This window comes from Vagococcus changpingensis, assembly GCF_058211775.1.
On the sequence record NZ_JBYVZB010000003.1, the window covers coordinates 207,678 to 223,658 of the forward strand.

12 protein-coding genes, 1 tRNA gene and 3 pseudogenes are annotated in these 15,981 nt (G+C 33.7%); 3 read left to right on the forward strand and 13 right to left on the reverse strand.

Translation table 11 applies throughout. From position 1 onward, the window contains the following. Positions 1-4: 4 nt before the first annotated feature. Positions 5-568 (reverse strand): SGNH/GDSL hydrolase family protein, encoded by a 564-nt coding sequence (locus AC37UB_RS07490; protein WP_117973360.1) that lies wholly within the window; start codon positions 566-568, stop codon positions 5-7. Positions 569-659: 91 nt separating this feature from the next. Between AC37UB_RS07490 and AC37UB_RS07495 the strand changes: the two genes are divergently transcribed. The 3 genes from AC37UB_RS07495 to guaA all read left to right on the forward strand — a co-directional run bounded on the left by AC37UB_RS07495 (position 660) and on the right by guaA (position 3,726). Beyond that, positions 660-1,202 carry an acyl-CoA thioesterase gene (locus AC37UB_RS07495; protein WP_490685539.1) on the forward strand — a complete coding sequence of 181 codons (543 nt, stop codon included), beginning with the start codon at positions 660-662 and terminating at the stop codon, positions 1,200-1,202. Positions 1,203-1,214: 12 nt separating this feature from the next. After that, a complete protein-coding gene (gene coaA, locus AC37UB_RS07500; protein WP_117973362.1) occupies positions 1,215-2,138 on the forward strand; it encodes a type I pantothenate kinase in 924 nt (307 codons plus the stop codon). A gap of 61 nt (positions 2,139-2,199) precedes the next feature. After that, complete coding sequence (gene guaA / locus AC37UB_RS07505; RefSeq protein ID WP_199500917.1) at positions 2,200-3,726, forward strand: glutamine-hydrolyzing GMP synthase; 1,527 nt, start codon at positions 2,200-2,202, stop codon at positions 3,724-3,726. Between the two features lie 36 nt (positions 3,727-3,762). Here the strand turns inward: guaA and AC37UB_RS07510 are convergent. From AC37UB_RS07510 to AC37UB_RS07565, 12 genes and pseudogenes are all read right to left on the reverse strand, one after another. Continuing rightward, positions 3,763-4,218 (reverse strand): annotated as a pseudogene (locus AC37UB_RS07510) (SDR family NAD(P)-dependent oxidoreductase); the annotation flags it as partial. 537 nt (positions 4,219-4,755) lie between these two features. Beyond that, on the reverse strand, positions 4,756-4,902 hold the full coding sequence (locus tag AC37UB_RS07515; protein ID WP_158559448.1) for a hypothetical protein: 147 nt from the start codon (positions 4,900-4,902) through the stop codon (positions 4,756-4,758). A 56-nt stretch (positions 4,903-4,958) separates the two neighbouring features. After that, positions 4,959-5,371: pseudogene (locus tag AC37UB_RS07520) on the reverse strand (beta/alpha barrel domain-containing protein); the annotation flags it as partial. Position 5,372: 1 nt separating this feature from the next. After that, positions 5,373-6,341, reverse strand: a pseudogene (locus AC37UB_RS07525) (acetylxylan esterase). Between the two features lie 616 nt (positions 6,342-6,957). Further along, positions 6,958-9,102: a ferrous iron transport protein B gene (gene feoB, locus AC37UB_RS07530; RefSeq protein WP_490685540.1), complete on the reverse strand. Its 2,145-nt coding sequence runs from the start codon at positions 9,100-9,102 to the stop codon at positions 6,958-6,960. Between the two features lie 2 nt (positions 9,103-9,104). Beyond that, entirely contained in the window at positions 9,105-9,575 is a 471-nt protein-coding gene (locus AC37UB_RS07535) for a FeoA family protein (RefSeq protein ID WP_256463827.1), read from the reverse strand. Between the two features lie 198 nt (positions 9,576-9,773). Further along, positions 9,774-11,216, reverse strand: coding sequence for a glycoside hydrolase family 1 protein (locus tag AC37UB_RS07540; protein ID WP_490685541.1), 1,443 nt, complete (start codon positions 11,214-11,216; stop codon positions 9,774-9,776). Between the two features lie 12 nt (positions 11,217-11,228). Further along, positions 11,229-13,109, reverse strand: a complete 1,881-nt coding sequence (locus tag AC37UB_RS07545) for a beta-glucoside-specific PTS transporter subunit IIABC (protein ID WP_241699485.1) — start codon at positions 13,107-13,109, stop codon at positions 11,229-11,231. Positions 13,110-13,113: 4 nt separating this feature from the next. Beyond that, positions 13,114-13,974, reverse strand: coding sequence for a BglG family transcription antiterminator LicT (licT, locus tag AC37UB_RS07550; protein ID WP_241699486.1), 861 nt, complete (start codon positions 13,972-13,974; stop codon positions 13,114-13,116). Positions 13,975-14,203: 229 nt separating this feature from the next. Then, positions 14,204-14,277: transfer RNA gene (locus AC37UB_RS07555), tRNA-Arg, on the reverse strand. Positions 14,278-14,336: 59 nt separating this feature from the next. Continuing rightward, positions 14,337-14,663 (reverse strand): PTS sugar transporter subunit IIB, encoded by a 327-nt coding sequence (locus tag AC37UB_RS07560; protein WP_241699487.1) that lies wholly within the window; start codon positions 14,661-14,663, stop codon positions 14,337-14,339. A gap of 21 nt (positions 14,664-14,684) precedes the next feature. Continuing rightward, positions 14,685-15,980, reverse strand: coding sequence for a DEAD/DEAH box helicase (locus AC37UB_RS07565; RefSeq protein ID WP_490685542.1), 1,296 nt, complete (start codon positions 15,978-15,980; stop codon positions 14,685-14,687). Position 15,981 lies beyond the last annotated feature (1 nt).

Genomic DNA, 15,981 nt, shown 5'->3' on the forward strand with positions numbered 1-15,981 from the left:
TTTTTCACACTCTTTCTTTAATTGTTTCTACTATTAATTTTGCTAACAAATCATAACCCTCATCTGAGAAATGAAGCCCGTCTGGTTCTAAAAAACGCGTTGGAGCTTCTGAAACAATCATCTCTTTTAGTATATCAATATAACGAATATTAAATGTTTTCGCAACACGTTGAGCCGCATTATTATATTGCATTAATTCAACTAAAGGACGTTCATCACGATACATCATTTGATGGGCATAAGGTGGGCCAATCAGTACGACCTTTTTTGCCCCAATCTGTTCCACTAAATAAGTTAAATTCTCTTCATATTGTAATAATGAAATACCTGAACGTTTTTCAGCATCATTAGCACCAAAAAAGATGGTCACAATATCTGGTTCATAAAAAATAACATGTTCTTTAAACCGACTTAACGCTCCTTTAGTTGTATCACCAGGAATACCAGCATTAATAATTTCTATTTTAGTATTGAGTAGTCGCTTAATTTTAGTATTCAATACAATATCAATTTCACCATTTCTATAGCCAGCTGTGATACTATCACCAAATAATATGATTTTTTTCATCTTTCAAACCTCATTTCCTTATCTCAGCGTTTATCTATGATATAATCAGTTAGACTTTATAATATCATACCACGAAAAAGGAGTTTTTAACGTGTTTGTACCATTACCTAACGAAAAAAAATGTAAAGAGTCTTACGCTATCCAAACACATCGCGTTTTTCCAAATGATCTTAACTCGTTTGGTGCGTTATTTGGAGGGAAATTGATGGCGTTAATTGACGACACGGCTTCTATCGCTGTATCGCGTCATTGCCGTATTCCAACAATGACTGCCTCAACAGATAGTTTAGATTTTTTACATCCAATCTATGAAAATGATGCTGTAACGGTTGAAGCATATGTTTCAGGTACAGGAAAAAAATCGATGGAAGTTTTTGTCAAAGTAACTGGCGAAGACTTAAACACAGGACAACACTATTTAGCTGCAACATGTTTTATGACGTTTGTTGTCGTAAAAGTGGATGAGACATTTACAAGCGTTCCTACGATTATACCTGAATCTATTGAAGAAAAAATGATTCATAAAGGATACAAAAAAAGACGCGAAAATAGATTAAGAGAATTGTCATTTAATAAAGAATTAGGTCAATATATCACTCAACAATTACCCAATTTGATTGAAGATAACAAGTAGAGGATACTGTTTATGGATGAAAAAACGAATTTCTATCATTTAACTCGTGATGAATGGCAAAGCTTTTATCGTAATGGAACAGCGCCTCTAACAGATGAAGAACTACAACAAATTAAAAGCTATAATGACACTATCTCATTACAAGATGTGCAAGATATTTATATTCCGCTAACTCATTTAATCAATATTTATATGAAAGAGTACGAATCCCTCCATCTTAGTAAAGGATTATTTATGCAAAAATTTTTACCTTCCTCTCCCTTTATTATTGGGGTTGCCGGTAGTGTAGCTGTTGGAAAAAGTACGACAGCTCGTTTGTTACAAATGATGCTCTCCCGTATTTTTAAGCGACGTCATGTCCAACTGATTACAACAGACGGATTTTTATATTCAACGGATGAACTAACCAAACAAGGTATTTTAAATAAAAAAGGATTTCCTGAGAGTTATGACATGGAAAAATTACTATCTTTTTTAAATGCTGTTAAAAATGGTGGAGATAATTTAAAAATTCCTATCTATTCTCATGAGATTTATGATATTATTCCTGGAGAATTTGAAACAATTTCGCAGCCAGATATCTTAATAGTCGAAGGGATTAACGTCTTGCAATCACCAGCCAACCAACACATTTATATCAGTGACTTCTTCGACTTTTCAGTCTATGTTGATGCCGATCCAAAACTGATTGAAAGTTGGTATTTAAAACGCTTTGAAGATTTATTGGTTCTTGCAAAAAATGATAAAACTAATTATTATTATGAATATGCTAATGGTCCGCGTGAAGATGCATTAGCAATGGCTCGTCGTGTGTGGAAAGATGTCAATCTAAAAAACCTCAATGAGTTCATTTTGCCAACTCGTAGTCGTGCAGATGTTATTTTACATAAAGCACTAAACCACGAGATTGATGAAATTTATTTACGTAAGTTTTAATAAAATTAATATATAGAAAGAAAAGGTGAAGTAAGTGACGAAAGTATCTGAACTTAAAGATATGGAAAAGATTATAGTGTTAGATTTTGGTAGCCAGTACAATCAATTAATTACGCGACGTATTCGTGAATTGGGTGTATTCTCAGAATTATTGAGCCACAAAATCACTGCAGCAGAAATCAAAGAAATTGCTCCTAAGGGAATTGTTTTCTCTGGTGGGCCAAATAGTGTCTATGATGAAGGAAGTTTTAACATTGATCCAGAAATATTTGAATTAGGGATTCCTATTTTAGGTATTTGTTACGGTATGCAATTAATGACACATAAATTAGGTGGCGTTGTATCTGAAGCTAACAGCCGTGAGTACGGTAAAGCTATGTTGTCTTTAACAACTGAATCAACTTTATTTGATTCTTTACCAAAAGAACAACAAGTTTGGATGAGTCATGGTGATTTAGTGACAGAAGTTCCTGAAGGATTTACTGTTACAGCGACAAGTGAAAACTGCCCAATCTCCGCTATGGAAAATCATGCGAAAAAAATGTATGCTGTTCAGTTCCATCCAGAAGTTCGTCATTCAATCAATGGTAATGACATGCTACGTCAATTTGCTTTTGACATCTGTGGATGTAAAGGGGATTGGTCAATGGATAGCTTTATCGATATTGAAACTGCTAAAATCCGCGAACAAGTTGGCGATAAAAAAGTCTTACTTGCTTTATCAGGTGGGGTTGATTCAAGTGTTGTTGGGGTATTATTACAACGCGCGATTGGGGATCAATTAACTTGTATCTTTGTTGATCATGGTCTATTACGTAAAGGTGAAGCAGAACAAGTAATGGAAAGTTTAGGTGGAAAATTTGGCTTAAATATCATTAAAGTGGATGCAAAAGATCGCTTCTTGGATAAATTAAAGGGTGTATCTGACCCTGAACAAAAACGTAAAATCATCGGTAATGAATTTATCTACTTATTTGATGATGAAGCAGCAAAACTTGATGGGATTGAATTCTTAGCTCAAGGAACACTTTATACAGATGTTATCGAAAGTGGAACTGACACAGCTGAAGTGATTAAATCACATCATAACGTTGGTGGACTTCCTGAGGATATGGCGTTCAAATTAATTGAACCATTAAACACATTATTTAAAGACGAAGTTCGTGCCTTAGGTACTGAACTTGGCATGCCTGACTCAATTGTATGGCGTCAACCATTCCCAGGTCCTGGTTTAGGAATCCGTGTCTTAGGCGAAATTACTGAAGAAAAATTAGAAATCGTGCGTGAAAGTGACGCTATCTTACGTGAAGAAATCGCAAATGCTGGTTTAGATCGTGATATTTGGCAATACTTTACTGTTTTACCAGGTATCCGTTCTGTTGGGGTTATGGGAGACGGTCGTACTTATGACTACACTATCGGTATCCGTGCGATTACATCTATTGATGGTATGACTGCTGACTTTGCTCGTATTGATTGGGACTTACTACAAAAAATCTCAGTTCGTATCGTAAATGAAGTTGATCACGTTAACCGTATCGTGTATGATATTACAAGTAAACCACCTGCAACTGTAGAGTGGGAATAGTATAAATAAAAAGCCTAGACGTTGATAATACAGCGTTTCTAGGCTTTTTAATTGGTCTTCGGCACCCTTTTTAGTAATTATTGATTGTTTTGCAACTAAAATACGACCAACAACTTGACTCATTAAGTAACTCCCTTTTTGGTTTACTGCAACCATTTTGTCAAAAATCGCGTCAGATAATTCATAGTCGCTATGTGATTCTTTTGCATCAACTAACAATCTAGGTATATTAATCCCTGCATTATTCACTAAACAATCTACTGGTCCAAATGTTTCAACTACTTTGGCTACTGCAGACTCAACTTGTTCTCTGTTTGACACATCTACTGGTAAAAATAACAAGTTTTCATGTTTTTCTTTCCCTTCAGCTAAGTCAAAATTGGTAACCTTTACACCTTCAGACAATAACGCTTTCACGATTGCTTCTCCAATGCCTGAAGATCCCCCTATAACAATTGCTACTTTTCCCATTGTGTTTAACCATTGACTCATCTTTACCACTCCTACTTCTTTGATAAATAAAGTATAGAACGATTTTTTAAATAAATTAATACAACATTTTTTTCACAAAAATAAAATAGTCGATACTAATTTATACAAGACAATAAAAAGATAGATTTTAAAAAATAGGTAAAGACAACAAAAACGCCTCTCTTTTTTACTAACAAGAGGCGCTTTTGGCTAACTTATTATACTAGACTCTCTATGAAATAAAACTTATACTGACATTTTTTCTAACATCTAATCTTTTAACTTTCTATTCATTCCAACTTAAACCTTGTGAAAAATAATAACCTAAAAATAGGTAAGTATTTTTAGGTTATAGTCAGATGATAACTATATATAATATTATTCGGCTAAATAATGTTAGTTTATCAATTTTTATTTGATTGATATACTTTGGTAAAAGTAACCTCACCAAATATTATGAAAAAATACTGAACCAATTCATTCTACACTATACCTAAAAAAAAATAAATAAGAACTAGAAAAATTGTTACAAAGTCAATTTTTCTAGTTCCATCATACTTACACTGTTTCTACATATTTAATCGCTTCTCGAATCATATGATATGACTCTTCCACAATGTTTTTATCCTCTAAAGTCATTGTTGGTAAAGGATGTCTTACATTTCCAATATTAATTCCTCTTTTTTTCAAAATAGCTTTCATCACATTTGCTAGAACTTCTTTTCTTTCCTCTACTGTTTGATAGATACACTCGCCTGAGCTTCCGCATATTTAGCATCTTCTAAAGAAGCTGTATCAGCCATCAAAAGTGTCTTGGGGTATTCTTGTCTGATAGCTGTCACGATATCACTAAGCTTTTCACTATTTGATCGTTCTCGTGTTGTTCCATCTATCGCTACAATTTCTACACCCGTTGCACAAACAGCTCTCACTTCTTTCAATGTAGGAGTAATAAATACCTCACTATCTTCATAAATTTTTTTAATCATCCCATTTATCGGTAAATCAACTGTGTCTTGTATGGCTTGAATATCCACCACCGAATTAGCCCCAATCCCGACAGCTCCTGATTCTTTCGCTGACGTGACATAATGAACAAACTGTGTAAAGGGTCGTTTTCTAATGCCTGACAAGACACTATCAACCCTTTTTCTATTTGCTTACTAGTATCCATACTATTGTTCTCCTATCTTGTCACCGGTAATCAAGTTCATTATTTTATCATGCATAAATACATTTATTGCTTCATGTCCATATTCTGGTAAGATAATATATTCATATGATATCTTCAAATGATTAACAATCGCATATTGAGTCGATGGTAAACAAATATCATCTCTTAATCCTGTCACTAATTTCACGTCATCATTAATTAAACTAGAAAAGCTTTTAACATCTATATAATCCAAACTAGACAGAATATTCTGTTCAGTCATGTAAAAATAATCCTTAAATTTAAAATATCGGAATAACTCATCATAAGGTTCACATGATAGCTCTAGTTCTAACACACGAGAAAAGTTAGACAAAAATGGATAGATCGTAATAACTTTTTTTATTTTATTATTCAAAGCCCCACCTACTAATGCTAATGCACCTCCTTGTAACGCACCTAATGTTGTTAAATTATACGTACCTACCCAATAAAAAGTTGATACTAACTCTATGACACGATACACATCGAGAAAAATGTCTTTAAAAAATAAATCGTTTGGAGTGTCAGACATCCCGCGAACAATGTGACCTTTCACTGTATTTCCTTTAAAGTAATTACCATCAACTGACTTGTCTACTTGTCCCCTAACATCCATCGCTACAACGGCATACCTTGCTAATATATATTTGAAATATTCTGATCAATCACTGCTTTGTCCCTGATAACCATGAAAATGACACACTACTGAAAATGAACCTTTACCAAGTGGTTTTAATACCTTGCAATAAGTACTTGAATTATTCTCCATTTGTATTGTTAAATCGTAACAGTCAACATAATCAATCATAAAATGACATTTATATAATGTATAATCATTTTTAGAATTTAAGTGTCTAATCTGTTTTTCCAAAAAATAATCAAAATCATTCGGCTTATCTCTACTACCCTTGTATAGCTTCATTTCATTTAACGACATTATTTCCGACATAAAAACGCTCCTTTGAAATCATTCGCAATTATCAATATATTAAAAGAAAATAATTTTCAGTATTTTATACTTTATTATCTATTTAACTTCTATAACTCTGGTAAAACAACTTTTCTATAGTCATTCAGTATTTTCACATGTATCTCTTTTACACTTTTAAGTTTATTAGCTTACCAAACGATTTGACCTGCCTTGAGAAAGATATTTTCAATATTTTTTGATTTTTCAAAGTTAGAGATAATTTGACTAAGCGATGATTAAGAGATATTTGCTTTTTTGAAGCCAATGTCAAGCTTCCACTTGATTCTACCACTCTCATGAAATAACTAAATTGAAAAATATCCATTTTTACCTATCCAATCTTTTTGCCTCTGCCTTTAATATAAAACCTATTTTTCTATGCGTTTACCTTTTTAAATAACGCATCCCTCACGTGAATAATTAACGTAAGGGACTATAACGATACCTTATTTATCTAAGCTAATTCTTTTTTATCGGACAGTCCGCCGAAGAACAATCGCATGTTTTTTCTTTTTTTACACCATACTTATATACAACCCTAGCTACTCCTAAAAAAATAATTCCAGCTAAAATAATTGTGCCCATACTATCACTCCTATAATATACTGATACCTTCTACACCGACTAATTTTTCTTTTCTAGGTTTTCTTGTTATTAATATAATCAGACCAATAACTAACATACTTGCTACAACTTGTCCTATACCAAATGTGCCATCTTCAAATAGGAAATGACCAAATTGATAAACAACTAAACTAACGACATAAGCTAATAGACATTGATAACTTATCGCCAGCGTTGTCCATCTCCAATCATTCATTTCTCGACGTATGGCCCCAATCGCAGCAAAACATGGTGCACATAATAGATTAAATAATAAAAATGAATATCCAGCTACTGGTGTTAAACTAGCACTTAATAATGGCCAGTATTCCTTTCCAGTTTCTGATACTTCTTTCATGTGACCATATAAAATACCAAACGTTCCTACGACGTTTTCTTTTGCAACAAGTCCTGTTATCGTTGCTACTGTTGTTTCCCAACTTCCCCATCCAAGTGGAGCAAAAACAAATGCTACTGATTGACCTAAAAAGGCTAAAATACTTTGATCTGTTTCTACCATTTGTCCTCTAAAGTTAAATGAAGATAAAAACCAAATAATAACGGAACTCGCAAAAATAATCGTTCCTGCTTTTTTCACAAAAGATTTTGAGCGCTCAATCATTTGTCTAAAACTGTTTTGAAATCTTGGCATGTGATAATCAGGTAATTCCATAATAAATGGCGCTGTGTCTCCACTGAATAATGCCGTTTTCTTTAATATAATACCGGATAAAACAATGGACCCTATCCCTACAAAATAGGCTGATGGTGCAACCCAAGAACTATGTGGGAAAAAAGCACCTGCAATAAGACCAATAATAGGTAATTTAGCTGAACATGGCATAAACGTTGTGGTCATAATCGTCATACGTCGATCTTTTTCATTTTCTATTGTTCGACAAGCCATCACTCCTGGAACACCACAACCGGTTGAAATCAACATTGGAATGAATGATTTGCCAGATAAACCAAAACGTCTGAAAAATCGGTCCATGACAAAAGCGATACGTGACATGTATCCACAATCTTCTAGTAGTGATAAACATAAAAACAGGACCATTAACTGTGGTAAAAATCCTAGTACCGCACCTACTCCGGCAATAATTCCATCACGAACAAGCAATTGTAGCCAAGGGGCAATAGCCAGCATCTCCATTAACTTGGTGACATTATCTGGAACAATTTCTCCAAATAATACATCATTTAACCAGTCAGTCCCAATCGTTCCAATGGTTTGGATGGATAAATAATAAACTAACCACATCACAAACGCAAAGATTGGTAAAGCGAGCCATCTATTCGTTACTATTTTATCAATTCGATCACTCATACTTAATTTGTAATTTATCTCTTTCACACAACACAAACTGACAATTTGACTGATATAATTATATCGTTCATTGATAATAATACTTTCACTATCGTCTCCAATAATTTCTTCTGTCATACTGATAATGTCTTCAATTTCTTTTTTTACGTCATCAGGCATGATGTTTCGTGAACAAACTGTTTGATCTCTTTCAAATAACTTGATACTGTACCATCTTTTTTGATGAATTGGTATACTCTCTGGTAACAATTCACTAATTTCAGACAAAGCCACTTCTAATCGATTGTCATATAGAGGAAAATCGGGAATTCTTCCATGAACAAATAGCTTGTCTATTTCTACAAGGGCATTAACCAATCCTTCTTTTTTAGTCACACTCATTTTTACTACAGGAATCCCTAAAGAATATGACAGTTTTTCTTCGTTTAATCGAATGCCTTTTTTCTCAACCACATCCATCATATTTAATGATAGAATCATGGGAATGCCTAACTCTAACAACTGTGTCGTTAAATAAAGATTTCTTTCTAAGTTACTTGCATCAACGATATTTAGCATACCTGAAGGGTTACCTTCCAACAGATAATCACGTGCCACCACTTCTTCTGGTGTATAAGGTGATAAAGAATAAATGCCTGGTAAATCTTGTAACACGATATCTGTATTCTTTTTTAGTTTACCTTCTTTTTTTTCTACTGTCACACCTGGCCAGTTCCCTACTGATTGATTAGCCCCTGTTAACTCGTTAAACAAACTCGTTTTTCCACTATTAGGATTTCCGACTAATGCGATTTGTTTTTTTGTCATAGCTACACCTCTTTAACCAAAATTAGTGATGCTTCTTGTTTCCTCAAGCTGAGTTCATATCCTCTGACCGTCATTTCAATCGGATCACCTAAAGGAGCATATTGTTTTACCTGAATAAGTACACCCTTTGTTAATCCCATATCCATTAATCGCCGTTTTAATGCGCCGCTTGCAGTAAAATCAATTACTTGTGCATGTTTTCCAATACCAATTTCATCCAATGTTTTAAGATTGGTAGAATTTTTTTCTATATCTTCACTAACTTGGATAAATTCTGCAATAGTATCATCTATTCCTATTTTTGTCCCTTTAAATAGAACAATAAATGGTTGATTTTTTTTATTCGATAATAATACCATCTCTGTTCCTGGTAGTAATCCCAAATTTTTTAAATGTTTTCCATGAGATTCTTGACCATTAAACGCAACAAATTGATAGACTTTATTCATCTGACAATCCTTCAATTTTTTCATTTTTTCACCTATGTTTATTTTTTCTATTAATCAATAATGAAAACCATTCTCATTTAATAAACTAATCATACACTTGTCAGGAATGAGCGTCAATCTATATTGTGAAAAAAATCATTTATATTTTTTTTAAATAACAAGCCAATAAAAAATCCTACAACATGACTACTTAAAGCAATCATGTCATAGGATAATAATGAATTACTCAAACAAACTGGCACCATTTGTTTTAATCACTTTTTCATACCAGTAGTAACTATCTTTTTTATATCGTTTTAAGCTACCACCCTTTTCGTCACGATCAACATATACAAAACCATAACGTTTTTGATAACCATTTAACCAACTTAGTAAATCTGTAAATGACCATGTACAGTACGCAATCACATCACAGCCTTCATCAATGGCTTTAATCACTTCTTTTACATGTTCTTCTAAGAATGAAATACGATAAGGATCATGAATGCTACCATCACTTTCCAATGTATCAAAGGCACCTAATCCATTTTCCGAAATAACAATTGGCAAATTATAGCGACTTGTAATTTCTTTACATGCATAACGTAACCCTTCAGGATCAATCGTCCAATCCCAGTCTGTTGTAGCTAAATAAGGATTATTAGCTGTTTTATATACCCCTGGAATACCCGTTTGCTCATTCGTTCCTTTGACACCTGTTGTATTCATTTTCGCATATGGTGTTACACCATCTAAATCATTGTATTCACAAACTGTTGTCTGGTAATAGTTAACACCCATAAAATCAATTAAAGAAGCAGCTTTTTTAAATAAGCTTTCATCTTCTTTTGTGACAGCTGGGGCAACACCTTGTTTTTCTAGATAAGTCATAGCATTTTTAGGATAACGACCATACGCATAAACATCCATCCACCAAAAGTTTTTCAAATTATCAAAGTCAACTTTTGACATAGCGTTATCAGGATTACAATCTAGAGCATAACTGGGACTATAAGCAAAACTTGCCCCAATTTGCCCATCAGGAATAATGTCTTTGAACGCAATAACAGTTTTAGCATGTGCTAAAAAAGCATGGTGATTGACTTGGTAAAATGTTTTTTGATCATCAAATTTTCCTGGTGGATGTAATGCAGTTAACCACCCTAAAGATGTAAAAATATTTTGCTCGTTCATCGTAATCCAATAATTAACTTTTCCTTTAAACTGTTCAAATAAAAATGTTGAGTAGTTAACAAAATCATCAATGACTTTTGGATTTTCCCATCCACCATACTCTTCAACTAAGGATTGAGGAATATCCCAATGATACAAAGTAATCATGGGCTCAATGTCGTATTTTAAGCACTCGTCTACGATATTTTGATAAAATTCAAGTCCTTTTTTATTTACTTCGCCACGTCCTGTTGGAAATATTCTTGTCCAAGCAATAGAGAAACGATAGGTTTTTAATCCCATGTCAGCCATTAATTTAATGTCTTCTTTGTAGCGGTGGTAATGATCCACTGCAGTTTCACCAGTAGATCCCTCAAAAGTTTTTCCTGGAATTTTAACAAATTCGTCCCAGTTTGACACACCTTTTCCATCTTCTAAATGTGCCCCTTCGATTTGATAAGCTGCCGATGCGCTACCCCATAAAAAATCTTTTGGTACTTGATACTTTGTCATGTTTTCACCTCATTAAATTATTGTCAATATTTTATCTGATTCATTAACTGAACCAGTTTTATCTACGTTAACTTCTTTAAAATCATTTGAATTAGTAATTACTACAGGGGTTGTTGTATCATAGCCTTTTTCTTTGATTTTTTCTAAATCAAATTTAAGTAACACGTCACCTGTTTTCACTTTATCACCAACATGAACTTGTGGTGAAAAATGTTCGCCATTTAAGTTGACTGTTTCAAGTCCAACATGAATTAATATATCCAATCCTGTTGTTGATTTAAGCCCAATCGCATGCCCTGTTTCAAAAAAGACATCAATCGTCCCATCGCACGGTGCTACGACTTCTCCCTTTTCAGGAATAATGGCTATCCCTTGTCCCAATAGATTATCTGCAAATGTTTTATCATTTACTTTCGCTAATTCAATTGCTTCACCTTGTAAAGGGCTATAAACATCTTTAATTTGGTTTAATGGTTCAACCGTTGCTTCTTCTACTTCTTCTTCATAAGAATCGTCTTTAATGTCTTCAAACCCGAGTAAATAAGTAGCGATAAATGAAACTACGATAGTCACTCCCATCGTAATTAAAGCGTAAAAGATTGACGCACTATTGCCTTTTTCAATATATTGAGGGAACGTAATGATAGCTGGTGTGGCAATACCATAAGCTTTTAATTGGAACAATCCACCAATAATCCCACCAGTTGCTGCTCCAATACAAGCTCCTAGCATTGGACGTTTTAATCGAACGGTTACCCCATACAAAGCTGGCTCAGTAATCCCTGCAAGTAGCGCCGAAAAAGCTGAAGAACCGGCAACTTGTTTCAAATCTTTATTTTTAGATTTAATCGCAACGGCTAATGATGCCCCACCTTGCGCTAAGTTCGAACATAATTCAGCAATACACATAAAGGCTTCATAACCTGTTGTGGCAATCATACTCAACTTAATTGGTGTAAAGACATGGTGCATTCCTACCATAACGATAAATGGGTAAATTCCTGCAACTAACCCTACTGCAATAAACCCTAGTTTATCATGGATAAAGTATATCACGTCTGATAAAACATTACCTATAATAGCCCCAATTGGTCCAACAATAACTAAAGCAATTGGTGCTGCAATCAGTAATACTAACATCGGTTTTAAAAAGTTTTTCGTAATAGTTGGTGTAATTTTATCCACGAATGGTTCAATATAAGATAATAACCACACTGTTAAAATAATTGGAATAACGGAATACGCATAGTTTGCATAAGTGACAGGAATAATATTAAAGAATTTAACAGTTTCACCAGCATCTTTTGCTGTATTCATCAAAGTAATAAAATTTGGATGCAACATAATAGCAGCTAGTGTTGCAGCATAATAAGGATTGGTTTTAAATTTAGATGCCGCTGACATACCAATTAAAATTGGCATGAAGAAAAACGCTCCATCTCCAATAACAGATAATAATTGGTAAGTCTGACTTCCCTCACTTAACCAACCAATCATTGGTAACACAGTTAAAAGCACTTTAATCATCGCCGCACCAATCAGTGCAGGAATAACTGGTGCCATACAGCCAGAGATAACATCTAGTATTTTAGAAAAAATCCCTTCATCATTATCTTTTTTAGGTGTATCGTCACTGTTTTCTGTTTTAAAGTTTCCTAATTTAACCACTTCTTTGTAGACAGCACCCACTTCATTTCCAATAATAATTTGATATTGTCCACCTTTTTTCATAATACCAAGAACGCCTTTTATCCCCTCCACTTTAGCATCATCTACAATCGACTCATCTTTTAACACAAATCTTAAACGTGTCATACAATGTACTACACTAATCACATTTTTCTCCCCACCGACTTCTTTCAAAATATCCGATGCTACTTTTTGATAATCCATTTTCTTAACCTTCCTCGCTTGTTATTTTCGCATTTTTTGTAATTTTTTCTATATGTAACAACAAATACAATTGTTCATCCGAATTAAGATGATAATGATAGTTTTTAGATAAATAATTATCGATTTTAACCACACACTCATAACTTTCCACATACTTTTCTTTAAACAAATCAAACATATCGTCATTTTCACTAGTGTAAACTTGCTTATCAATAACCCGTTGTGCAAAGAATTTTAAATGTGTCACAAATCGATAGTAATAAATCGATTCTTCATTAAACTCAATCCGAAATGTAAACTTGATAATATTAATAATTTCTTGCATGAGTTTTGACATATCATTAATATCGACTAAATTATCTAATTGTCCGTTTATTAAATGTTGTGCGATATAGGCAGCTTCATCTTCTGAAAATGCCACTTCAAATCGTTGATTAACTTCTTTAACACCTAGCATGCCCACTTCAAATTCATCTTTAAATAAGCGTTTGATATCCATCAGCAATGGATTAGCAACCTTAATCCCTTTATTAATACGTTCGACTGCACCATGAAGGTGTTCTGTTAAAGAAACATAAATGATATCGTCTATTTTTTTACCATATTCTTTTTCCATAACAAAAATAAGTCGCTCAGTTATTTCTAAATAATCTTCTGGCATATCTGAAAACACATTTTTAAAGCGATCAATAATCTTGGAATTAATATTTGAAAAGATTTTGTATCGATTACTTGGCTCGACTATTTGACCATTCTTTTTACCAAATGCTATGCCAACACCCATGACAACCACTTCATTCCCTGTATCATCTTGAGAAATGAAGGCATTATTATTTAGTATCTTGATAATTTTAATGACTATCACTTCCTTTCTGAAAAGAAAAAAAACAAAACCTCAAACAAGCCGTCATCTCCATTTGGAGAACACGCCTTAGTCTGAGGTTTTGCCTGCTTGACCAGTTACAATCCTTATTTGATTTCATGATACCATGTGTTTTTATTTGCTTCAACACATTTTTAAATTTTTCATACAATATTCAAACATATATAATATTATATTCATTAATGATTCAATTCATTTATTAAAAATAAAACGTCCCTGATACGATTTGAACGTACGACACCCGTCTTAGGAGGACGGTGCTCTATCCAGCTGAGCTACAGGGACATCAAAGCTATTATGATTTTCTCACTTTTATTGATAAAAGTCTAGTCACAATATCTTTTTCATTCACTTATATCTTCTAACAATCTTTCAGCATATGCAAATACTTTAGATCCATCCATCAAGCCATAATCTGTCATATCGATATTTTTAACTGGAATACCTGAATTATTTAATGCTTGTTTGATGTCATTTTTTAAATACCTAACTTGTGGTCCTAAAAGATAGATATCTGTTTGTTCATTTTGAATATCTTTTTCAACTTCTGATGCTGATATTGCTACGATATCGACATCTTTTTCTTTCATATCTGCTGCTCGCCTCATACGATTTACTAGTAAATTAGTAGTCATACCAGCTAAGCAGACTAAAACGATCCGTTTTTTCATGCCTTCCCCCTCATAAAAAAATTATTTCCACTTCGCTCCTTTATTCTTTTGCTTTTTGGTGCGATTTTTTTTCTTTTTCTTTTTAGGCGTTTCTTGTTTATCACGAACAGTTTCTTCTTTAACAACTGTCGCTTTAACTTTTTCTTCTTTAATCGGCTTAAGCGTTTCTATTTCTTCCTCATCAGAACGTGAATCAGGTTTTTCCGTTACTAATCTCCCATGCGTTGCAAAAAATTCCGTTCCTGTTTTTCCGACTTCTTTATACAAACGATTTAGTTCTCGTTTTTCTCCATCATTAACTAAACTAATCACTGTTCCTTGTTTTCCCATACGTCCTACTCGTCCTGCACGGTGAATGTAATCTGGAACACTTTGAGCTAAGTCATACTGAATGACATAATCCAAATCAGAAAAATCTAATCCTCTAGCTCCTAAATCAGTTGTTAATAACAGTGATACTTGTCCTGTTTCAAAGTCATGAATTGCACGTTTTCGTTCTACTTGGTGTTGATCAGAAGCGAGTGTTTGATGTTTAATACCTAGATAATTTAATCGCTCAGATACTGCCCCTAACTCACTCACTTGATTAAAAAAGACTAACCCTTTAAATCCCTCTACATGAGCCAATCGACGCAATACTTCAGAACGTTTTCTAACTGGAGTCATAATAAAGCCATGTTGAATGCTTCCTTTAGTGTTATCTTCTTCTGTCACATCAATCACACGTAACGCTGTTCTAAATAACGTATCCATTCTTGGTAATATTTGCTCACCTGTAGCAGAGGTTGCCACAATTTGTGTATCTGCTTGTACACTTTTGATAATACCTTTAGTTGAGTTAAAATCGGCATCACTTAATAAATCATCTACCTCGTCCAAGACTAATGTTTGGATTAAATGTGCTTTAATTTTTTTTAGTTTAATTAATTCAAGTACTCGACCTGGCGTCCCAACTAACACTTCGGGACGTTTTTTTAATCGTTCGATTTGTCGCTTAACATTTGCACCACCGATAATGGCTTGAACATTTAATTCCAATCTTTTAGCCCATACTCTTGTGACGTCAGCCACTTGACTTGCTAATTCTTGTGATGGCAAAATAATTAAGAGTTGATTCCCATTTCCTTGAATCACTTTTTGTAGTAACGGCAACAAATAAGCCACCGTTTTTCCTGATCCTGTCGGAGAAATACCTAATACACTTTCACTTTCTAATAACAATGGATATAAGGTACTTTGAATTAATGTTGGTTCCCCGTAGCTCTGTTTATCCCATTCTTTTTGCCAAACTTCTGGCAATAATTCTAACATACTCATA

Coding starts and splice junctions, on each gene's coding strand:
- feoB (WP_490685540.1), bottom strand. CDS start 9,102: ATGACAAAAAAACAAATCGCATTAGTCGGAAATCCTAATAGTGGAAAA.
- AC37UB_RS07535 (WP_256463827.1), bottom strand. CDS start 9,575: ATGAAAAAATTGAAGGATTGTCAGATGAATAAAGTCTATCAATTTGTT.
- AC37UB_RS07545 (WP_241699485.1), bottom strand. CDS start 13,109: ATGGATTATCAAAAAGTAGCATCGGATATTTTGAAAGAAGTCGGTGGG.
- coaA (WP_117973362.1), top strand. CDS start 1,215: ATGGATGAAAAAACGAATTTCTATCATTTAACTCGTGATGAATGGCAA.
- AC37UB_RS07540 (WP_490685541.1), bottom strand. CDS start 11,216: ATGACAAAGTATCAAGTACCAAAAGATTTTTTATGGGGTAGCGCATCG.
- AC37UB_RS07565 (WP_490685542.1), bottom strand. CDS start 15,980: ATGAGTATGTTAGAATTATTGCCAGAAGTTTGGCAAAAAGAATGGGAT.
- AC37UB_RS07490 (WP_117973360.1), bottom strand. CDS start 568: ATGAAAAAAATCATATTATTTGGTGATAGTATCACAGCTGGCTATAGA.
- AC37UB_RS07560 (WP_241699487.1), bottom strand. CDS start 14,663: ATGAAAAAACGGATCGTTTTAGTCTGCTTAGCTGGTATGACTACTAAT.
- guaA (WP_199500917.1), top strand. CDS start 2,200: ATGGAAAAGATTATAGTGTTAGATTTTGGTAGCCAGTACAATCAATTA.